The sequence below is a fragment of the Petrimonas mucosa genome, assembly GCF_900095795.1.
Taxonomy (GTDB): Bacteria; Bacteroidota; Bacteroidia; order Bacteroidales; family Dysgonomonadaceae; genus Petrimonas; species Petrimonas mucosa.
Genome location: NZ_LT608328.1, coordinates 1,731,156 through 1,752,271 on the forward strand (window position 1 = coordinate 1,731,156; position 21,116 = coordinate 1,752,271).

The window sequence follows — 21,116 nt, forward strand, 5'->3', positions numbered from 1 at the left end:
TTTACTAATTTGTACGATATCACCGAGCATTAAAAGTTATGCACTTTGCATTAATAAATAAAATGATTATCCGCAATAGTTCCTATTGTAAATTCTTGACTTGAAATCAGGCGCACACGATACGGCGGCTATCAACAGCCTGTCAAACTGGTTTTCCCCGAAGTAACGCCTGTTGAATTTATAACAGAACTGGTTGAGGTAATATTGCAAGTATTCTGGTTTTATCTTGTAATACACGCCCAGGAGCTGTCGTTTGGCATTGCTGATCGCGGTATGCACCCAGGGCAGCACCTTGGAAAGATCCTGGTGTGGAATAACAGATGCCGTATGTGAATGAACATGCTCTTTCAATTTAGTGTAAGATGTTGAGTCATCGGTGGTCAGATCCGCCGTGCTTTCAACGTGCTCTTTGACATTCCTTGTAATTGTACCGGCTTTCAAGTCGTTGATGACTTTCATCTTCAGGTATCTGACCTTCTTGGGTTTCTTACCCGGCTTGGGGTTTTCAACGGTTTTGCTTTCAGCCATTACCAGCACTTTGGTCTTTTTTTGGCTCCCGCGGCCGCGCTTCAACGGTTTGTCCCTCTCTTCAAGGGATATTTCGGTGGAAAAGAAGGCGTCGTCCAACTCGATGGCTCCCTCAAGGGTGTACTCGTCGTCGCGTTTGCCCATCACGTCACGCAGTTTATTGACCATTTCCCATATGGGCTGGTAACGCTTGTGCCCCAGCTGGCGCTGCAGCTCCGCCGCGGAAAAGGAGCCCTTGGTCGCCGTGAGCAGGTGCATGGCCACGAACCAGTAACGGTAAGGCAGGTTGGAGTGCTGCATGACGGTGCCTGAACGCAAGGTTTGGCGTGCGCGACAACGCTTGCATTCATAGGCCTGCTTGTTTTCCAGCCAATAATGTTCTTTACAATTACAATGACGACAGGTTACTCCCATTTGGTCTCTTTGTTCTTTGAATTTTTTCCGACAGGTTTCCTCATCGGGGTAATTTATAGCAAAATCCAGGATATTCATAGTTTGAATCTTTATATCGTTAGCGATGTAAATATAATGAATATCAGTGAATTGTGCAAGTGTTTTTGAAACTTATTTATAACTTTTTCCCGCTAAATTCTTTAGGAATAACTGCGGATAATCATAATAAATAATAATCGAGTAGAGGCTCAACCGCAACTTCAAGGATTGTGTTTGTGTTGCTCACAACCTGTTATTGCAAAATGCGGTACACATAAAATTTGGCATTGGGCGCACCGAAGTAAAATAAATTGTGATAATTGGTGGGAACCGGAAACGGAGTGGCACCGCAATTGGAAAAACAATTATCCGGACGATTGGCAAGAAATATCTTTACGTGATGAAAAAACAGGCGAAAAACATATCGCAGATGTTCGCACGGTTCATAATCTCGTCATAGAGTTTCAACATTCGCATATGGACCCGCAAGAACGCACCTCACGAGAAAAATTTTATAAAAATATGGTTTGGGTGGTTGATGGTACACGCTTAAAAAGAGATTATTCTCGTTTTCTTAAAGGTAAAAAGAACTACTTTGAAAATACAATCTTTTATAATACAGACAATCCGAAAATATTTCGAGTTGACCTTATAGATTGGTGTTTTCCGTCTGCTTGGCTTGAAAGTTCTGTTCCTGTTATCTTTGATTTTCGAGGTGATGGAACAATGGACGACCCAGAAGGCATACGAAGTAGCCTATATTGCTTATTTCCACAGGTCGGAAAATACGCCAGAGTTGCAGAAATTTCACGCAAAGCATTTATAAATTCTACATTAAAAGGAGATTGGATTTCGCGAGTTCAAAGTTTTGTAGAAGAGATTAAAGGACAAGATGAAACAGAACGACAACAACAGCAACAAATGGTGTTACATAAGTCAAATAATGTAATATATACTTGGAGAGGTATCCCGCTCATTGGTGGCTACGCTGAATACAAAAAACGGCTTTTGTCTTCAAACAAACCTTATCGCAAAGGCATACGATAACTCTATAATCAATATTGAATTATCCATTGAAAACGGATAATTTTGAAGTACACTTGTTTGTTTGTCGTACTTTGATAAAATTAACAGAAATATTACCAAACAGAAAGCAATGGATAACTATAAAACTTTACACAAAGTAAGCGGTTTGACATTCTGCCGACCGCTTAACATCGCGTTTGCCAAAATGGCGGGAAAATAATGGGTTTTGGAAGTTTTGTGCTTTCTATCCGCCCAAGCCGTTTCTAATTTGCAAAAAATGATTAAGTTTGCAAATGAAAACGGCTTAGGCTTACAGTTGTGACCATTCGAGGTTCAGCGGTTTCTATTCCGCCACTTCGGCAAGCGCCCACTCGTTCTCCCGACATCGCCTTCGGCTCGTCGGGAGAACGGACGGAGGATTACATCCTGCATTCTACTCCTCGCCTAACGGCGACATCGTAGAACACAGGATTTGCGAGATTACAAGGGATAGTGGATATCCCCCCCCCCGCAACCTCGCAAATCCTCCGTCCGTTGTATGCCATTATAAATTGACACAGTATGCTAAATCAAAAAGACTTTTTTGTAAAATACAATATAGACGAAGCAGCTTTCCAAGCAACAGAACTTAAATGGGAAGATTTAGAAAAAATTTATGAGGACTACTTAAAGTTTAAAGAAGAGCTAGAGCCCACAGCAATAATGCTTTTCAACAAACTGATGAAGTCGCAGAAAGTTCATTCTGTTCGTTATAGAATTAAAGACCCAGAACATTTAATCGAAAAAATTATTCGTAAGAAAATTGAAGATAAAAATTCAAATCTTACACTTGAAAATTACCGAGAAGAACTGACTGATTTAATTGGCTTGAGAGCTTTGCATTTATTTAAGGAAGATTGGGAATTTGTCAACGACTTTATTACTACAACTTGGGACTTGAAACAAAATCCAGTTGCAAATTATCGCAAGGGCGACACAGAGCAAATAATTGAGTTCTTTAAGAAAAAAGGTTGTGAACCTAAAGAACACAAGTATGGTTATCGTTCAATTCACTACATCATTAAGACCCAGCCAGGCAGACAAGTTCACTATGGAGAAATTCAAGTAAGAACAATATTTGAAGAAGCTTGGGCAGAGATAGACCATACAATTCGTTATCCTTATGACCTTGAAAATCCTATTTTTTTCCAATTTCTTTTAATCTTAAACCGTTTATCAGGTAGTGCCGACGAAATGGGGTCGTTTATACAGTTTCTAAAAGCTGAACTTGAAGTGAGAGACAAATTGTTTAAGACACAAATGCAAGAGAAAGACACTTTGATTTCGGATTTAGAATCTAAAATTGAAAAACTCAATATACAAGGTCAGGAATTGGTTGAAGTTAAAAAAGATTTGAAAAAACTTAAAGAGCAAAAAATTAGGGGAACTTTTCTTGATAGTAGCATCTTTGACATTCAAAAAGAGTACGACAAAGTCTTTAAAACATCTGAGAGTTTGGCGAAGCTAACCGATTCACTTAATTGGATAGAAAAACTTGGCAAACCGATAGTTTTGCCCTCATTAAACACAGACACATTAAGTGCTATTTCCAAACTTCAAGACATCCAGAAAGTAAATATCCCTAAAATTGACATTCCCAAAAATCCATTAAAACCCAATGACGAATAACGGCATACAACATTGGGTTTTGTGCAAGTTGGGCAGACGGAATAACAACTCAACATTTGTGCTAGTATTTGGCTTCAGCTCCAGCTTGACGAAATTCTATTTGGCAAATGAATAAAACATCAACTATATCGCAACTATCAACTTCGGTTACGGGCAGACGGAATACTATTTCCCAACCTGCACAAAGCCCTGCTCGTTCTCCCGACATCGCCTTCGGCTCGTCGGGAGAACGGACGGAGGATTACATCCTGCATTCTACTCCTCGCCTAACGGCGACATCGTAGAACACAGGATTTGCGAGATTACAAGGGATAGTGGATATCCCCCCCCCGCAACCTCGCAAATCCTCCGTCCGTTACAAGCAAGCCTAAAAGACGACACAACAGCCATCAACCTTTGACTACTGAACATACTTCACAGATGATCTTAACACGGTAGACAATTTCGCTGTATCTTAACAGACGAGCAGACCAACTTGGCGACACACAAGCCGACCCAAGAAAAAATAAAACACCCCACCGCACAAAAAATGAATTTCTGCCACCGCACAAGTGGCACATTTGGCTTTGCCCTGCCCACAAGCCGACCCTTCTGCAAAGCCAAAAGAGCCACTTTTTCCCTACGCACAAAAGACAGTACAGAGAAGACAAATGCACTTTGTAGAACACCTACTCAAAATTTTTTCTCAAAAAGTTTGGCAATTAGAAAACTTTGCCTACTTTTGTAGCGTCATTACAAAGGAATAAATTTGAAAACGCTAATAAAATATATCACAAACATCCAAACCGGACTCTTTGCTAAGCCTGCTGGCATTGGCGAGTTGGTGTATTTACAGTCTAAACATTTTGATGAATCCGGACATTTACTTTCAGATCTGCACCCGGATTTGCTGGCTGAGGGGATCTCTGAAAAACACTTGCTGAGAGACGGTGATGTGCTTTTTGCGGCTAAAGGAACCAAAAACTTTGCAGCCGTTTTTGAAAACCACAACGAACCTTCTGTGGCTTCCACTTCCTTTTTTGTTATCAGACTAACTGACAACAAAGTGTTGCCTCGGTTTTTGGCCTGGTTCCTTAATAACCCTACCACACAAACACTTTTAAAAGCACAAGCCATTGGTACTTCTATTCCTTCTATTTCAAAACAGGTTTTAGAGAATCTGGAAATACCAGTTCCAGATATTAAAACGCAAAAAGCAGTCGTAGAAATTTCAAAACTCCGAAACAGGGAAAAGTTCTTGAAGCAGCAAATTGAAACACTAAGAGAAAGACAAATTCAACAACAAATCATCAACGCAATAAAATAAACATCATGGCTAAAATAACTCAGAAAGACATCAACGATGCCGTTTGGAAAGCTTGTGACACCTTTAGAGGCAGCATTGACCCAAGCGTTTATAAAGACTATGTGTTGACCATGCTGTTCCTAAAATACCTCAGCGATGTGCATGACGATAAAATGGAAGGCTATCTGAAAAAATACAACGGTAATGTAGAACGTGCCAAACGTGCCATGCAACACGAACGCTTTATTGTGCCGGAGCATAGCCATTTTAAATATCTATACGACCACCGCAACGAAGCCAATATTGGAGAGCTCATCAATATTGCTTTGACGGATTTGGAAGAAGCCAACCGTGAAAAACTGTACAGCGAAGACGGTGCAGGCATTTTCCAAAATATAGACTTTAACAGCAGCAAGCTGGGCGAACCTAAAGATAAAAACCAACGCCTGAAAACCCTGCTCATTGATTTTAATTCTGAGAAACTGGATTTGCGTCCTTCCCATTTAGGTGGGGCTGATATCATTGGTGGCGCTTACGAATTTCTGATAGCCAACTTTGCCGGTGATGCCGGAAAAAAGGCGGGAGAATTCTTTACTCCGGCTGAAGTTTCTACCCTCCTGGCTAAACTCACCAAATCAAAACCGGGATCCAGAATATGTGACCCGACTTGCGGTTCCGGTTCATTGCTTATAAAAGCAGGTATGGAAGTGGGTTCCGATAATTTCTCCCTATACGGGCAGGAAGCCAATGGAAGCACTTGGGCGTTGGCGGTGATGAACATGTTTTTGCATGGATTTGACAATGCTACCATCCGCTGGGGCGATACCATTCGTAATCCTAAACTGAAAGAAGGCGATGCTTTGATGAAGTTTGATACCGTGGTAGCCAACCCGCCTTTCTCATTAGACAAATGGGGAAAAGTAGAAGATAAGGATGGAGAAAAAACAACCGTGAGCTACGACCCTGAAAGCGATAAATACAACCGCTTTTGGAGAGGGGTGCCGCCAAAAAGCAAAGGCGACTGGGCTTTTATCAGTCACATGATAGAAACGCTGAATGAACAGGGCAAAGCAGGTGTAGTTGTGCCGCATGGTGTGTTGTTCCGTGGCAGCAGCGAAGGAAAAATAAGACAGAAAACCATTGAAGAAAATTTACTGGAAGCCGTAATTGGCCTACCTGCCAACTTGTTTTTTGGTACCGGCATTCCTGCAGCCATTATGGTGTTTAACAAGCAAAAGAGCAGCAAACATGTGTTGTTTATTGATGCCAGCAAACATTACGAAAGTGCTAAAAACCAAAACAAGCTTCGTGCAAGCGATATTGAACACATAGTAAACACCTACCGTGATTTTACAGCAGGTAAACTAAAACCGGGGGTGGCAGAAGAAAAATACAGCTACGTAGCCACTTTTGAAGAAATACAGGAAAACGATTTTAACCTGAACATCCCTCGCTATGTGGACACCTTTGAAGAAGAAGCCGAAGTGGATATTGCTGCGGTGCAAAAGGAGATTGATTCCCTTGTGGCTGAACTAAAAATGGTGCAGCAGGAAATGGATAAATACCTGAAGGAGCTATTGAAATAGTGTTATGCAAGAATCTCAAATCATATTATACACCACCCCAAAGGGCGATGTCAAAGTGGAAATCCGCTTTGAAGATGAAACTTTCTGGCTTACGCAAAAGAAAATTGCGGAACTCTTCGGTGTGGACGTAAGGACGGTTAATGAGCACTTGAAGAATATCTTTGAATCGGGAGAACTGCAACGGGAGGCAACTATCCGGAAAATCCGGATAGTTCAACAAGAAGGTAATCGACAAGTGAGCAGGGAGCTGGACTTCTACAACCTGGACGCCATCATAGCAGTAGGTTATCGAGTGAATAGCTACAATGCCACTCAATTCCGTATCTGGGCTACCAATACTCTCAAAGAGTTCATCATTAAAGGTTTTGTGCTGGATGACGAGCGCCTGAAACAAGGTAAAAAGTTCGGAAAGGACTACTTTGACGAACTCTTAGAGCGCATACGTTCTATAAGAGCCTCTGAACGCCGTTTTTACCAAAAGATTACGGATATCTATGCGGAAGCCAGTATTGATTATGACCCCAAATCGCCCATTACCCAGAAGTTTTACAAAACGGTACAAAACAAATTGCATTGGGCTATAACCGGACATACCGCTGCAGAACTCATTGCCCAACGTGTAGACGCCACCAAGCCAAATATGGGTCTGCAAACCTGGAAAGCAGCACCGCATGGTAAGATTATGAAATCAGATGTTTCGGTGGCAAAAAACTACCTGAATGAGCAGGAGCTGAAAGAGCTGGAGCGTATTGTTTCTATGTATTTGGATTACGCTGAAAATCAAGCCAAGCGACAGATCGCTATGAAGATGCAGGACTGGGTGGACAAATTGGATGCTTTTCTGAATTTCAACGACTATCAAATTTTGAAAGATGCCGGAAAAATGTCTGCCGAAGTAGCTAAGAAATTAGCCGAAAAGGAATACGAAAAGTTTGCTCCTATACAAGACCGAAATTTTGAATCGGACTTTGATAAAGCAATAAAAAAACTTAAAAAAGGATAATAAAACCATGAGCACCACAACACCACATACACAAACTGCCTACAAAGACACACCCATCGGAAAAATCCCTGCCGATTGGGAGGTGAAGAAATTGGGGGAGGTTGCCGATATTGACAAAGAAAGTTTAAGTAGTAATACTCCTAAAGATTATAAATTTGACTACATATCATTATCAGATGTAGATTCTGAAGACTTTAATATTCAAACAACCAAACAAATATTTGAAACCGCACCTTCCAGAGCAAGAAGGATTGTGCGAAAAGATGATATTTTACTATCTACTGTACGTCCCAACCTACAAGGATTTTCAATTATTAGGGATGAAGTAAAAGATTTAATAGCATCTACAGGTTTTGCTGTTATATCATGTAAAAATATCTACAATGAATATTTGTTTCAGTTCTTGTTTGGAAATTCAATACAAAAGCAGTTTTATCAACTACTTGTTGGCTCTAATTATCCTGCTATCAACTCATCTGATGTAAAAAAACTCAAAATCCCCCTTCCACCCCTTCCCGAGCAGAAGCGCATTGCCGAAGTGCTCAGCACTTGGGACCAAGCCATCCAACTTACCGAACAACTCATCCGCCAAAAAGAACAACGCAAAAAATGGCTGATGCAAAACCTCCTCACCGGTAAAATGAGATTGAAAGGGTTTAGTGGGGAGTGGAAAAAAATAGGTGCAGGTGAAGTTTTTAAAAGTGTGGCAAAAAAGGGATATGCAGATGAAGAATTACTCTCCGCAACACAAGATAAGGGAATGATTCCAAGAACAATGCTAGAAGGAAGGGTTACAATGCCAACAACAGGAACAGAAGGTTTTAAACTCGTTGAAGTTGGGGATTTTGTGATTAGCCTTCGTTCATTTCAAGGCGGTTTGGAATATTCATATTACAGAGGTTTAGTGAGTCCCGCATATACAGTTCTAAAACCAAAGAAGCCGATTAGTGAAGAATTTTACAAACAGTATTTTAAAAGCTATGATTTTATCGGGCATTTAGCAATTGCTGTGATTGGAATTAGAGATGGAAAGCAAATTAGCTACGATGATTTTTGCACTGTAAAAATTCCTTACCCAACTATCGAAGAACAAACCGCCATTGCAGAGGTCCTGCAAACCGCCGATAAAGAAATCGAGTTGCTCAAAGCCAAAGCAGAGCAGTTGAAAGAGCAGAAGAAGGGGTTGATGCAGCAGTTGTTGACGGGGAAATTGAGGTTGAAAAATGAAATCAAAGTGTAAGTAATAAACAATATCAATTATGGCAAGAAAGCTACAAAGAATCGCTATTGCATATGACTTTGATGGGACACTGGCCCCTGGTAATATGCAACAACATTCATTCATACCCAAACTAGGGATCGATAGTGGAGAATTTTGGAAAGAAGTTAAAACTATCGCTCGAGAAAATGATATGAATGAAATTTTGGCATACATGCACCACATGTTAAAAAGAGCCAAAGAAAAAGATATTCAGATAACTAAAAAAGCCTTTATTGACCACGGAAAGGGCATGCCATTATTCACTGGAGTAGAGGAGTATTTTAAGAAAATTAATGACTATGCTCGTTCGAAAGGCTTGGTCATTGAGCACTATATCATCTCATCCGGGCTAAGAGATATACTAAAAGGAACTACAATCTATAAAGAATTCAAAGTTGTATTTGCTTCTGCGTACAAATATGATGTTAATGAAGTTGCTGAATGGCCGGCATTGGCCATTGATTATACAAATAAGACTCAGTTTCTTTTTAGAATAAATAAGGGAATTATGAATGCATGGGACAATGAGAGTATAAATAAGTTTATGCCCGAAGATGAAAGACCTATGCCATTTAATCGGATGATATATATAGGTGATGGAGAAACAGATATACCTGCTATGAAAATGATAAATTTTCAAGGTGGTAAATCAATAGCAGTTTACAATCCAAACACAAAATCAAGAGCAGGGCAGAAAGCAAAGAATATTACAAAAGAACTTGTTTCCCAAGGCAGAGCAAATTATGTTGCTCCAGCTGACTATTCTGAAGGAAGTACACTTTTTAAAATCATCCAGCTTTGCATAGACTCGATTGCGGCAGAAATTGAATTACAGAATTATAAAAAGTAGTCCATATCCCCCAAATGAATTTATGTGTTTCGCCAATCAGCGGATGATTGTTTAATACAAAGAAATACATAAAAAATAAGACAGAGGTTGATGTAGTAGTTGTTGACGGGGAAATTGAGGTTGAAAAATGTTGAATAATAAATAACTAAAAATATGAAAGCGAAACTTACAAAATTCAGAGTGCAAAACTTCCGCTCAATTGAAGATTCGGGTTGGATAGATGCAGAAAATGTTACCTGCCTTGTAGGTACTAACGAATCAGGGAAAACCAATTTATTACTTGCTCTTTGGAAGTTAAACCCTGCTAATAATGAACCAATAGCCCCATTAATAGACTATCCGAGAAAGAAATATCACAATTATAGTAGCACTAAGGGCGAAGAAATCTTCATTAGTGCACAATTTGATTTTGATAGTTCAGTAGCTGAGAAATTGTCTCAAACAACTGGGTGGCACCAAAGTTTGGTTAAGGAAATCGTTGTAAGCCGAAAATACAATGGGGATTATGAATACCAGTATTCACAGAATAAACTATCTTCTTTTGATGGTAAGGATTTATTGAGGGTATTTGAGTTGCTGCTTGATAAATTTAACGATTCTGAATTGCAGTCAAAAGAGGAAAAAACAGATTTAGATAACTTAAAAATCTCATTTAAAATTCCCAACTCAAGTTAATAGTTTTCAAAGCGGAATTTCTCTTTTTTTTCGAGAGATACCGTTTTATTTTCTTTTCATCTTCACTGTTTCTTGCACGTTTAACGTGTTGATTTACTTTTTATGGTGGCATTTTTATATATATTAACATTATCACTCTTCCAAGGCATGGCAATTCCTTGTCATAAACCCTTTTACGACACGAAAGATGGCGATGGACGATTAAGTGAAAATCCGTCATCCGGTCATCGTTGTCGTTATTCGCTGCTCAAAATCACGCCACCCCGCTTTTCGGTAATACTCCTTTGGCATTTTTACCGTGACCTGCCTGCCGGATTTCACCACTTTTCCCGGCACTCGGATAAACCATTCTCGGAAGGTAGAGTGCTCTTGACGCCAAACCCAAAAGTCGCCCCGGTATCGCATGAGCACCGATAAACTGTAGGCAAATGACGAAAGTTGCCAAAGAATATCGTTTACCCAAAAATCATGCGTGATGGTTTTTCCCGCACAAAGCGAGTTTTTGGTTTGCTCGATCCAATTCTCACTCTCTGATCGGGATCCATAAAGGGTATGGAGCTGCAAGGCATCCAATCCTTTCAGGTTCGAGCAATAGCAAAAGTACTCATACTCGGGTACAAATTGTTTTTCGCCAAAATAATCGACTTCAACCATTTGCTTTATGATGCGCACGGCATAAAACATGCGGGGATTCCTCCAACCGCTACATTGATGTGTAAACTGACAGGTCGCCGTCCGTGGGCCAATCGGCTGCCAAGTCTGCCCGGCAAGTAAATCTTTCAGGTTTTTCAGCTTTACTTTCACCAAATATTCATGTTTACCGTCTTCTAACAAATTAAATAATCCACCATTGAAAAAACCGCTGTCGGCCCTGAAAAACACCTTCTCCACCTTTTGGGGAAGAGCGGCCAAGGTTTCTTTGACAAACTCACAAACCCCGTTTGAGGTGTAAGCTGAACCCGGGCGGAGCCATGAATTGACAAGCAGTTTCATCTCCGTGACAAAACATAAGATGGGGTGATAGCTTTTCGAACCCTTCTTATGCGAGTTATAACCCACCTCAGCCCCTTGTTGGTTGCCGTAAACGGTAAATGTGCTTGAGTCGCAATCAAGCGTCACGCGTTTTAACCCGCAACGGGAAACTTGCAAGCCGGTAAAATCCAATAACAACTCGTGAAGCGAACGGGCGCCCCTTTCACCCAAACCTGTCAAATGGCGGCGTATGGTGTCCTCGTCAATGTTCTTGGGTAACTTCAACAAGCGGGCAACCAAGGCGTCAAAGGTGAAGTTTTCAATCCGCTTCAAACGGTGAACACCGCACAACGATGCCAACAGGATACTTGAGAGTATTTGGGCTGTGCTGAAACGGCTTGCATTGTGGCGGATGGTTGGAAAAAGATGTTCCAGCTTGCCATAAATACCGCAATGGTTGATAAAATCAGAGGTTACGCTTAACCCTGAATATGATGTTAATTGTTCTGAACTGAACTTTTTCTTTACTGAACAGGCAGTAAATGAGATTTTTTTACTATTTTTGTCTTGCATGTGTCGGGTGAATGTTTGTTTTTGTATAACACTTTAAAGATAAATACTTTACCTGACATATGCAACTTTTATTTGAGACTTTTAGGGATAAAATTAATAGTTTTATTGAATCGGAGAAAAGTAAAATTGTTTCAGATAAAAATTATTCACAATCTGATATTATTCAGATTAAAAACTCCTTTGAGCAGTTTTTGGAAACTAACTATAAAAGGAAGGTAAACATAAACGCTTTCTTCACCGATAATTTCTTTAAAGAAGTAAAAAAGGTAATAAAGGCGTTTGATGATAACGGAATTAAAATTACCACAGAATGTATTGATATCATAAAAGACAATCTTCCCACATTTGTTTATTATTCTGACTATGGTAATCTGGATTCTGAAATTTATTTACCACATGTAATTGATAATTTTAACCGAACAGATTTAGGAGAAAAAGAAAGAGCTAAAGCGAGAAGTTTAAAAGTGCTATTTGAGTTCGTAAAGCTATCTCCCGAACAAATATTAGAACTAGGAAAAGAAGCTTTGCCAATTAGAGTTATTGAACATACAACAGATCACTACGGACGAAAAACCAAGACAGGAGAACACATTGAGGAGGCAAAAGATAAAGATATTGAAGAAGAGAGCAGAAATAAAAAAGAAAGAGGAATTCTTTTGCAGTCTGCATCCACAACTCTAACCCAAGATTTTGCTTCATGGTGGAAGCAAGGAAAATACATTTTTGATTTTCAGGCCGATGGAAATCATTTTAGAATATGGGTAAGCGATGATAAACGACCTGAAAGAATTGAGTTGGAAGGAAGAAGCAAAGGTTTACAATGGTTCTTTAGCTTCTTTTTGGTCTTTTTGGTAGAAAGTAAAGATTCTCATTCCAACTGTATATTGTTATTGGATGAACCTGGTATTTCGTTACACCCAGTTGCTCAGATGGATTTAATAGCTTTTTTCAATTCATTGGCGAATGAAAACCAACTGATTTATACAACACACTCACCGTTTTTAGTAAGTACCAATAATTTGAGTGGCGTTCACGCTATGTATATTGGGGACAATGGGGAATCTGTTGTGTCAAGCGATTTAAGAGCCAACAAGAAAATTTCGGAAAAATCTATATATCCGATACATGCTGCAATTGGAATTACTGTGTCTGACACTTTACTCATTGGTTGTCAGCCTGTTTTAGTGGAAGGGGTTTCAGATCAAATATATCTTCAGCAAATCAAAAAATATGTATTGGCAGAAGGAAAATATAAAAATGATAAAGAAGTTGTATTTATCCCTACAGGAGGAGTAAAAGGGATGTCACCAGTCGTTAAAATTCTGTTAGGTAGAGAAGACAATTTGCCTTATGTCATTATGGATTCCGATAAACCTGGTAAAGATAAGATCAAACAATTGCATAACGGCTTATATGCAGAGGAAAAAGAAAAAGTGATTCCTGTTTCGGAATTTATCGGAGAGGGAGAATTTGAAATAGAGGACTTAATGCCATTAGATGAATTAGCAAGGATATTTGCCAAGCAATATCGCAGGGTAAATAGTGAAGATGAATTTGACTATTTGTATGATAAAAATGCACCGATCGTTAATCAGATGGAGGCGTTTGCAAAAAATAATGGTTATACACTCACTGAAGGTTGGAAGGTAGATTTGGCAAAAGAATTTCAGAGAAATTTTGAGAGAATTGTTACCCGATGTGGAGATGATGTTAAAGAAAGATGGCTCAAACTTATTGAAAAGGTTACTTCATGAAACCAAAAACTCAATATATATGCCACGTAAAGAAAGACATGTAGTTCCAAACTCCGAAAAAGGTGGTTGGGATTCAAAAAGAGAAAATGCAGAAAGAGCTTCCAAGCATTTTGACACCAAAAAGGAAGCAATGGATTGGAGCCGTGAAAAAGCAAAACAGGAAAAATCTGAATTGATACCACATGGAAAAGACGGAAAGATTCAGAACCCAAACAGTTATGGGAAAGACCCTAATCCGCCAAAGGATAAAAAAAGATAATAAAGTAAAATCTGCATGATATAGGTGATTGCTTTATTGTGCAAAACAAAGATTGAATCATGGCATATCAAATACCACAACTTCCGTTGGATTTCGATTTAGAAACCAAGGCCATTCTAAAAAAAACGGCTGCTGCTCGCAGTGCATTGGCCGAGATGAAAGGTGCTGCCCTGAGCATTCCGATATAATTATGGCGTCATGTGTAAAAAAAAGTTCAAAACCGATATATGACAAATGTAACATGTAAAGAAAATCGCTCATTTCTATACATATCATTTTAACTTATCACTTATCACTGAATAAAATGGACACACCCAGTTTTAAAGAAGACCATATCAGTCAGATTCCGGCATTGCAAATGCTGGTAAACCTGGGCTATACCTATCTCAGCCCGGCTGAGGCCGAGCGGCTCAGAGGTGGCAAAACAACCAACGTGCTGCTGGAAGATGTGCTACGCAAACAGCTGAAAGAAATCAACAGCATTCGGCTTAGCGCTACCAAGACGAGCCTGTTCACCGATGAAAATATTGAACGGGGCATCCTAGCGCTGAAAAATCTGCCCATGAATGAAGGGTATATAGCTGCCTGTGAAAAGGCCTACAACTTGCTCACTTTAGGCCAGCCCCTGGAGCAGAGCATTGACGGGGACAAAAAGAGTTTTACACTCCTATATATCGACTGGAAAAACATCCACAACAATGTTTTTCATGTTACCGAAGAGTTCAGCGTCATGCGCAGCACCAGCAAAGACCATTACCGACCGGATCTGGTGTTGTTTGTGAACGGTATTCCGTTTTGCATCATTGAGTGCAAGCGTCCGGATATGAGAGAACCGCTCAAGCAGGCGATTAGTCAGCATTTACGTAGCCAACAGGAAGATGGGATTAGAAGCTTATATGTATATGCGCAACTGATCTTAAGCATTGCCACACAGGATGCTGCCTACGCTACCAATGCAACACCCGAAAAATTCTGGGCGAAATGGCAAGAGAAATTTGAAGAAAGTGAAAAGTTAAAAGAGTACAATGAAAAGTTGAAGATACTCAAAAACAAACCACTTCCGATTTCTATAAAGGAACATTTGTTTTCTGACCGGTTCAAATACGTTCGGCAATATTTTGATGCTTTGGAGCAGGAAGAAATTCTTCCCACAGAGCAAGACAAATACCTCTTTGGATTGTGCCGCCCCGAACGATTAATGGATCTGGTTTTCAATTTCATTTTGTTTGACAATGGGGAGAAAAAAATTGCCCGCTATCAACAGTTTTTTGCCATCAAAAAATCCATGCATCGCATCAGGCAAATAGAAAATGGCAAGAGAAAGGGCGGCGTAATCTGGCACACCCAGGGGAGCGGTAAATCATTAACCATGGTGATGCTGGCACAGGCTATTGCCATGGAGCCCAGCATCCGCAATCCAAAAATTGTTCTGGTAACCGACAGAACCGATTTGGATGATCAGATTACCAAAACTTTTAGAAAGTGTGGCAAGTTCGTAGATAATGCTACCACAGGACAGCGATTGGTGGAACTACTGGAAAGTAAAAGCGATGCGGTTGTTACCACCATCATCAATAAGTTTAATGCAGCTGTCAAGAAAATTAAAAAGCCACTCGAAAGCCATGACATCTTTGTATTGGTAGATGAGGGGCACCGGAGTCAGTACGGCATCTTTAACCTTGACATGCAGAAAACCTTGCCCAATGCATGCTACATTGCGATGACCGGAACTCCGCTTTTCAAAAAAGATAAAAGCACGGCTGCCAAATTTGGGGGAATCATTGATGCTTACACAGTGGAACAGGCTGTTAGTGACCAGGCAGTTGTACCGCTACTTTATGAAGGACGCCTGGCCATACAGGAAGTAAACGCAAGTCCCATAGATACATTCTTCGAAATGGTTTCTGAGCCCCTGACGGAATATCAAAAAGCGGACATTAAAAAGAAATTTGCTCGTTATGATCACCTGAATTCAGCCGAACAAAAGATGCGGATGATTGCCTGGGACATCAGCTATCATTTCCGGAACAACTGGCAAGGCAAAACTCCTTTTAAAGGTCAGTTGGTTTGTGATAAAAAAATAAATGCGATAAAATATAAAGAGTACCTCGATGAAATCGGTATTGTAACAAGCGAGGTATTGATTTCACCTATTGACGAACGAGAAGGAGAAGAAAGTGCGTATGAAAAATCATCGGAAAAGGTAAATCAGTTTTGGAAACGAATGATGGACGAACATGGTAATGCCCGGAGTTATGAAAAGAATATCATCAATCGTTTCAAGAACCAAAAGGACCCCGAGATTATCATCGTGGTGGATAAGTTGCTAACGGGATTTGATGAGCCCAAAAACACCGTTCTGTACCTCACACGCAATTTACTGGGTCACAAACTCCTGCAGGCTATTGCCAGGGTTAATCGGATTTATCCGGATAAAGATTTCGGTTACATCATTGACTATTATGGTGTGATTGAAAATTTGGATGATGCTTTGCAGATGTACTCTTCATTTGAAGATTTTGATGAAGAGGATTTGGTAGGAACACTTACCAATATTTCGGAAGAAATTAAAAAACTACCGCAAAAGCATTCAGACCTTTGGGATATTTTCAAAACGATAGCCAACAAACGGGATGCAGAAGCATATCAGCAATTATTAAAAGATGAAGCAATACGAGTTTTATTTTACGATAAATTGGCTGCCTTTGCCAAGAGTTTAAAGCTTGCTTTGTCTTCTATTCAATTTCACAAAGACGTTGAGGAAAAAACCATCAACCGTTACAAAGAAGATTTGACCATGTTCTTGAAACTACGTTTGGCAGTAGTGGAAAGATACAGTGATGAAATTGACTACAAACAATATGAAGGTCAAATTCAAAAACTGATTGACACACACATTACCACAGAGAAAATTGAAACCATCACAGAACTGGTAAACATATTTGACAAGGATAAATTTCAGCAGGAAGTAGAAAACACAACCGGAAAAGCAGCAAAAGCGGACAAGATTGCCAGCAGAACAGCCAAGCACATCACCGAGAAAATGGATGAAGACCCTGCTTTTTACAAGAAGTTTTCGCAAATGCTGAAAGAAACCATTGCTGACTATGAAGCCAAACGCATCAGCGAAGCACAATACCTGAGCAGAGTTCAAGACATCATGAACAATGTTTTGGCTCATACCGACAATGATATTCCTGAACAATTGAATGAGAGAGATGTGGCCAAAGCCTTTTATGGATTGACATTTGAGGCACTATCTGAAAAGATTCAAGATGATGCGGTATGTAAAGAAATCGCAACGCAAGCAGCTTTACAAATTGACGACCTGATTCAAGCTTCAGTATTGGAAAATGGCAAACCGATTGTTGACTGGCAATACAAAACGAATATCACCGGAAAGTTGATCATTGAAATTGGCGATTATTTAATTGATGAAGTACGGGACAAATACAATGTGGACTTGTCATTTAAAGACATGGACAAGATTGCCGAAGATTGTATTGAAGTGGCTAAAATCCGTTACAAGTAATGACAGCAGCTATACAATATGGAAGTAGAACAATAGATTTTCGTTTGGAGTATTCAGACAGAAAATCACTTGGCATTACTGTAACGCCCGAAATGGAAGTGTTAGTAAAAGCTCCAGCTGATACAAGCTTAGAAAAAGTGAAAGAGAAAATTAGAAAAAAAGCACCTTGGATAATTAAGCAGCAAAGCTTCTTTCTTTCCTTTCAGCCAAAGACACCAAGCCGAAAATACATTAGCGGAGAAACCCATCTATATTTAGGCAGACAGTACCGTTTACAAATTCAAATTGGTAAAGAAGAATCAGTAAAACTAAAAGGGAAATTCATTTTAGTTACAGCAAGCGAAAAATCAAGAGCTAAAGATTTATTGCATGACTGGTACTTGCAACATGCAAGGGCAAAGTTTCATGCCATCGCAACACCACTTATTGAAAAATTCAAGAAGCATAAAGTAGAACCAAGTTCAATTGTGTTGCGTGACATGCCTACACGTTGGGGAAGCTGCACTCCGAAAGGAAAAATCATCTTAAATCCTGAATTGATTAAAGCACCAAAAGGCTGCATCGAATATGTAATCATACACGAACTTTGTCATTTAATTCATCATGGCCATACACAGAAATTTATAGATTTACAGACAAAGGAAATGAAAGACTGGGAAAAGTGGAAAATGAAATTAGAAAAACTATTAGCATGAGCCTACACGCAAAAGCACACACATTTGCAAGCCGCGCAAGACCAAGCACAGACCAAATCTTGCAAAAGAGTGTGCTTTTCGCCAACCCCAAAAGAATTGCGAAGCAATCACGAGCACCTATGAAAACCAGCAATATGCGAGTAAATTCATTTTTTTCTTCCCTCCCTTCGGTGTTTTATTTTTTCGCCACCCACAACCGACACAAAAACAGTTGGACAGAAACAGCGAAAACCCATACTGGACAAGGCTTGACAATGACGGAGGACAGAAGGCCAGCTTGTAACAGCGTGTATGTGGCAATAGCGGGTGAAGTGGTAAATCGAAGGTCTGTGCTTTTAAAAAACTTTGTGCTAAACGGAAAGGAAAGTACTTCTAATCCGCTACTGCACATACACGCAAACCGTTGTAAGACATTTTGGGGTCGATAATACAAGAATGATAAAGGCAAGATATGAATTGGAATGAATACTTTGAAATGATGAAAGACTGGAAGAAATTGCCAGCCTACAAAGCTGAACCAAGAATTGATAGTTTGGTTGGGTTTTATTTAAAGGATGCTCTTACAGATTTCTTAGGAGTAGAAATAATTGGAATAATTCCGGAGCTCCCAATTCGTTTAGCCACAGTTAAGCCTCAGCACGAATCTACGAATTATGCTGATCGATCCTATAAAGTTGATTTCTATGCGGTTGATGAAAACTCAAAAGACTATTTGATTGAGTTTAAAACTGACTCTGGTTCCAGAAGAATAAAACAAGATGATTACTTACGCGAAGCCCAACAAGTTGGAATTAAAAAAGTAATTGAAGGAATTTTCAAAATTTATCAAGCTAGTTCCTATAAAAGGAAGTACGAACATTTAATCAAGAAATTGAATGAATTTCAGAAGATTGATTTGAATGGAAAATTCATTGGAATAGAAAAGAAGATTGAAATAATTTACTTCCAGCCTAAAACGCATAATGAAGATGAAAGATGCATAGATTTCAAATGGTTTTCCAATTGGTTAAGCGAAAAATATCCCAACACTGAATTTGAGATGGAATTTTCAAAAGCTCTGAGGATTTGGGGAAATGATTAAGAAAGACGACCCCAAAACATCTTACAACAGCGTGTACATGCCATTGCTTCGCAACGGCACATACACGCGGAACGTTGGCGGTCATGCTAAAAAACGACACAGTAAACAATTAACAACGACATAATATATGTTTGAACAGATTAACGAAGAAATAAAAACACCCTACTATCAGGACAATTTCCCCAACAACGGACAAAGATTTATTGCTTGGTATTTGCGTAATGTTCACCTGCGAGACATGGTAGAAACCAGAGACGACATTACAGATGGTGCAGACGACAAACAAATAGATGCGATAGTAATTGATGATGATAAAAACACAATTTTCATTCTTCAAGGAAAGTTCATTGGTGGGACAGTGGTTGACGCTGAACCTTTGAGAGAAGTATTATCCTCATGGATACAACTACGTGACCTTGTTAGACTTCAAGAAGTTGGTAACAACAAACTGAAAAGAAAATTATCAGACGTTGCAAGAGCATTAGAAGACGACTATGAAATTGCCTTTGAATTAATAACCACAGGGGATTTAACGGCAGCAGCTAAAAATGACCTAGCGACCTTTCAACAACAGCTTGCGGACTTATCTGAGAAAGACGATTTAATCTGTTCTATTTCCGTCATAGACAGTGACGAAATTAAAAGACGTTATGACCTTGCACTTGAAAAGGAAAATCCTTCTATAAACCATGTAATAGACCTTTCGGCAGGACACTTTATGTATGAAACATTAGCAAACACAAAAGTTGCTATTGGCGCACTACCGTTAAAAGAGTGCATAAAGATACCAGGTATAAAAGATGGAACTCTCTTTCAAAAAAACGTTAGGCAGAGTTTAGGACTAAGCAACACAGTAAATAAGGGTATTAGGCAAACCATTTATAGTGACAAACACAAAGACTTTTTCTTTTTCCATAATGGTATTACTGCCATATGTAACAGAATGGAAAAGAAAGATAATCAATTGAAACTACACGGACTTAGTGTTGTAAACGGTTGTCAATCTTTAAACACGATTTTGAGTTGCAGTGAAAAAGTCAAAACACTTGAAGACACTTACGTTCTTTTCCGTTTCTATGAAATTCCGCAGCGAGACAGAGCCGATAGAATAAGCATTAACACAAACTCTCAAAGCGCTGTAAAACCAAGAGATTTAAGAAGTAATGACAAGCGTGTTTTAAATATCAAAAAACAATTTGAGCAGAAATATCCACAAGGTTACTTTATTACTAAACGTGGTGAAGTTCCACCAGCCGACAAAGACAAATCTTATGTTCTTGACTTTTCAGACTTGGGTAAGTTCTTAATCGCTTGGCATTCACAAAGACCAAATATTTCATACAGTGAAACAAAAATATTTGACAAATACTTTGAGCAGCTTTTTAAAAGAGAATACAAACCTGAAAATGCTCAGGCGCTTAATTTCTTCTATCAAGAAATACTGAAAACATGGGGAAAAGAAAATCCACTTGGACTTAATGAAACTCTTTTAGCAATGAAAGCATATGCACCCTATCACCATTTATATGCGGTATCAATGTGCTTTTCAATATCAAATAACCAAGCTGAAAGAGTTCCATTTCCAATTAAGTGCTACGAAAAAGCAAAAGAAGCAGGCATGATTGGAGAAATAATTAAAATTGCTGGTGTGAGTCTAAATATGGCACTTGAAGCAGCAGCCAATGAACCGCAACCCCAAAACAGAGTTTTCAGCCCTCACAATTGGATTAAGGCAAAAAGTTGTTTAGCAGGTATAAATGGTGCGATAAGAAACTATTTCAGTATGCTTCCTCTTATGCCGGGTGGACAAGAAATAAAAAACCGACTGACAACAACTCTTGAATTAAATCCAGAAGATTTTGAATATAGATGGGCAGCAGACTAACATACAAAGAAGAAGCACGAACCGCCAACACGGGTTTTGCGTCAGGCGGGG

Annotated in this window: 16 protein-coding genes and 2 pseudogenes; 16 read left to right on the forward strand and 2 right to left on the reverse strand. The window is 39.4% G+C overall.

The genetic code is table 11. The features are described from left to right. Positions 1-66 precede the first annotated feature (66 nt). Positions 67-1,020: an IS1595 family transposase gene (locus tag ING2E5A_RS06910; RefSeq protein WP_071135936.1), complete on the reverse strand. Its 954-nt coding sequence runs from the start codon at positions 1,018-1,020 to the stop codon at positions 67-69. Positions 1,021-1,194: 174 nt separating this feature from the next. On the opposite strand from ING2E5A_RS06910, the pseudogene ING2E5A_RS15950 reads away from it, so the two are divergent. From ING2E5A_RS15950 to ING2E5A_RS06950, 9 genes and pseudogenes are all read left to right on the forward strand, one after another. Next, positions 1,195-1,266 (forward strand): annotated as a pseudogene (locus tag ING2E5A_RS15950) (competence protein CoiA family protein); the annotation flags it as partial. A 171-nt stretch (positions 1,267-1,437) separates the two neighbouring features. Next, positions 1,438-2,007 carry a hypothetical protein gene (locus tag ING2E5A_RS06915; RefSeq protein ID WP_071136786.1) on the forward strand — a complete coding sequence of 190 codons (570 nt, stop codon included), beginning with the start codon at positions 1,438-1,440 and terminating at the stop codon, positions 2,005-2,007. A gap of 540 nt (positions 2,008-2,547) precedes the next feature. Next, on the forward strand, positions 2,548-3,654 hold the full coding sequence (locus ING2E5A_RS06920; protein WP_071136787.1) for a RelA/SpoT domain-containing protein: 1,107 nt from the start codon (positions 2,548-2,550) through the stop codon (positions 3,652-3,654). Between the two features lie 748 nt (positions 3,655-4,402). Further along, complete coding sequence (locus ING2E5A_RS06925; protein ID WP_161941964.1) at positions 4,403-4,960, forward strand: restriction endonuclease subunit S; 558 nt, start codon at positions 4,403-4,405, stop codon at positions 4,958-4,960. Between the two features lie 5 nt (positions 4,961-4,965). Then, complete coding sequence (locus ING2E5A_RS06930) at positions 4,966-6,525, forward strand: type I restriction-modification system subunit M (RefSeq protein WP_071136788.1); 1,560 nt, start codon at positions 4,966-4,968, stop codon at positions 6,523-6,525. Between the two features lie 13 nt (positions 6,526-6,538). Further along, positions 6,539-7,528: pseudogene (gene rhuM, locus ING2E5A_RS06935) on the forward strand (RhuM family protein); the annotation flags it as partial. 7 nt (positions 7,529-7,535) lie between these two features. After that, complete coding sequence (locus ING2E5A_RS06940; protein WP_083373234.1) at positions 7,536-8,768, forward strand: restriction endonuclease subunit S; 1,233 nt, start codon at positions 7,536-7,538, stop codon at positions 8,766-8,768. 19 nt (positions 8,769-8,787) lie between these two features. Next, positions 8,788-9,639, forward strand: coding sequence for an HAD family hydrolase (locus ING2E5A_RS06945; RefSeq protein ID WP_071136790.1), 852 nt, complete (start codon positions 8,788-8,790; stop codon positions 9,637-9,639). Between the two features lie 153 nt (positions 9,640-9,792). Beyond that, a complete protein-coding gene (locus ING2E5A_RS06950) occupies positions 9,793-10,314 on the forward strand; it encodes an AAA family ATPase (RefSeq protein ID WP_071136791.1) in 522 nt (173 codons plus the stop codon). Positions 10,315-10,530: 216 nt separating this feature from the next. Here ING2E5A_RS06950 and ING2E5A_RS06955 read toward each other — a convergent pair whose 3' ends face one another. Next, positions 10,531-11,859, reverse strand: a complete 1,329-nt coding sequence (locus ING2E5A_RS06955) for an IS1380 family transposase (RefSeq protein ID WP_071136792.1) — start codon at positions 11,857-11,859, stop codon at positions 10,531-10,533. Between the two features lie 59 nt (positions 11,860-11,918). Here ING2E5A_RS06955 and ING2E5A_RS06960 point away from each other — a divergent pair, with 59 nt between their 5' ends. The 7 genes from ING2E5A_RS06960 to ING2E5A_RS06985 all read left to right on the forward strand — a co-directional run bounded on the left by ING2E5A_RS06960 (position 11,919) and on the right by ING2E5A_RS06985 (position 21,065). Next, on the forward strand, positions 11,919-13,613 hold the full coding sequence (locus ING2E5A_RS06960; protein ID WP_071136793.1) for an ATP-dependent nuclease: 1,695 nt from the start codon (positions 11,919-11,921) through the stop codon (positions 13,611-13,613). A 19-nt stretch (positions 13,614-13,632) separates the two neighbouring features. Then, positions 13,633-13,872: a DUF2188 domain-containing protein gene (locus ING2E5A_RS06965; protein ID WP_071138245.1), complete on the forward strand. Its 240-nt coding sequence runs from the start codon at positions 13,633-13,635 to the stop codon at positions 13,870-13,872. Between the two features lie 59 nt (positions 13,873-13,931). Then, the gene (locus ING2E5A_RS15830; RefSeq protein ID WP_256469212.1) at positions 13,932-14,060 is read left to right on the forward strand and encodes a hypothetical protein; all 129 of its coding nucleotides are present in this window, start codon (positions 13,932-13,934) and stop codon (positions 14,058-14,060) included. 116 nt (positions 14,061-14,176) lie between these two features. Further along, complete coding sequence (locus ING2E5A_RS06970; protein WP_071136794.1) at positions 14,177-17,404, forward strand: type I restriction endonuclease subunit R; 3,228 nt, start codon at positions 14,177-14,179, stop codon at positions 17,402-17,404. Continuing rightward, positions 17,404-18,099 carry a M48 family metallopeptidase gene (locus tag ING2E5A_RS06975; RefSeq protein ID WP_071136795.1) on the forward strand — a complete coding sequence of 232 codons (696 nt, stop codon included), beginning with the start codon at positions 17,404-17,406 and terminating at the stop codon, positions 18,097-18,099. Before ING2E5A_RS06970 ends, ING2E5A_RS06975 begins: the two co-directional genes overlap by 1 nt. Positions 18,100-18,550: 451 nt before the next feature. After that, positions 18,551-19,180 carry a hypothetical protein gene (locus tag ING2E5A_RS06980; protein WP_071136796.1) on the forward strand — a complete coding sequence of 210 codons (630 nt, stop codon included), beginning with the start codon at positions 18,551-18,553 and terminating at the stop codon, positions 19,178-19,180. A gap of 127 nt (positions 19,181-19,307) precedes the next feature. Then, on the forward strand, positions 19,308-21,065 hold the full coding sequence (locus ING2E5A_RS06985) for an AIPR family protein (protein ID WP_071136797.1): 1,758 nt from the start codon (positions 19,308-19,310) through the stop codon (positions 21,063-21,065). The last annotated feature ends 51 nt before the right edge of the window (positions 21,066-21,116 follow it).

Coding starts and splice junctions, on each gene's coding strand:
- ING2E5A_RS06910 (WP_071135936.1), bottom strand. CDS start 1,020: ATGAATATCCTGGATTTTGCTATAAATTACCCCGATGAGGAAACCTGT.
- ING2E5A_RS06915 (WP_071136786.1), top strand. CDS start 1,438: ATGGACCCGCAAGAACGCACCTCACGAGAAAAATTTTATAAAAATATG.
- ING2E5A_RS06920 (WP_071136787.1), top strand. CDS start 2,548: ATGCTAAATCAAAAAGACTTTTTTGTAAAATACAATATAGACGAAGCA.
- ING2E5A_RS06930 (WP_071136788.1), top strand. CDS start 4,966: ATGGCTAAAATAACTCAGAAAGACATCAACGATGCCGTTTGGAAAGCT.
- ING2E5A_RS06940 (WP_083373234.1), top strand. CDS start 7,536: ATGAGCACCACAACACCACATACACAAACTGCCTACAAAGACACACCC.
- ING2E5A_RS06945 (WP_071136790.1), top strand. CDS start 8,788: ATGGCAAGAAAGCTACAAAGAATCGCTATTGCATATGACTTTGATGGG.
- ING2E5A_RS06950 (WP_071136791.1), top strand. CDS start 9,793: ATGAAAGCGAAACTTACAAAATTCAGAGTGCAAAACTTCCGCTCAATT.
- ING2E5A_RS06955 (WP_071136792.1), bottom strand. CDS start 11,859: ATGCAAGACAAAAATAGTAAAAAAATCTCATTTACTGCCTGTTCAGTA.
- ING2E5A_RS06960 (WP_071136793.1), top strand. CDS start 11,919: ATGCAACTTTTATTTGAGACTTTTAGGGATAAAATTAATAGTTTTATT.
- ING2E5A_RS06965 (WP_071138245.1), top strand. CDS start 13,633: ATGCCACGTAAAGAAAGACATGTAGTTCCAAACTCCGAAAAAGGTGGT.
- ING2E5A_RS15830 (WP_256469212.1), top strand. CDS start 13,932: ATGGCATATCAAATACCACAACTTCCGTTGGATTTCGATTTAGAAACC.
- ING2E5A_RS06970 (WP_071136794.1), top strand. CDS start 14,177: ATGGACACACCCAGTTTTAAAGAAGACCATATCAGTCAGATTCCGGCA.
- ING2E5A_RS06975 (WP_071136795.1), top strand. CDS start 17,404: ATGACAGCAGCTATACAATATGGAAGTAGAACAATAGATTTTCGTTTG.
- ING2E5A_RS06980 (WP_071136796.1), top strand. CDS start 18,551: ATGAATTGGAATGAATACTTTGAAATGATGAAAGACTGGAAGAAATTG.
- ING2E5A_RS06985 (WP_071136797.1), top strand. CDS start 19,308: ATGTTTGAACAGATTAACGAAGAAATAAAAACACCCTACTATCAGGAC.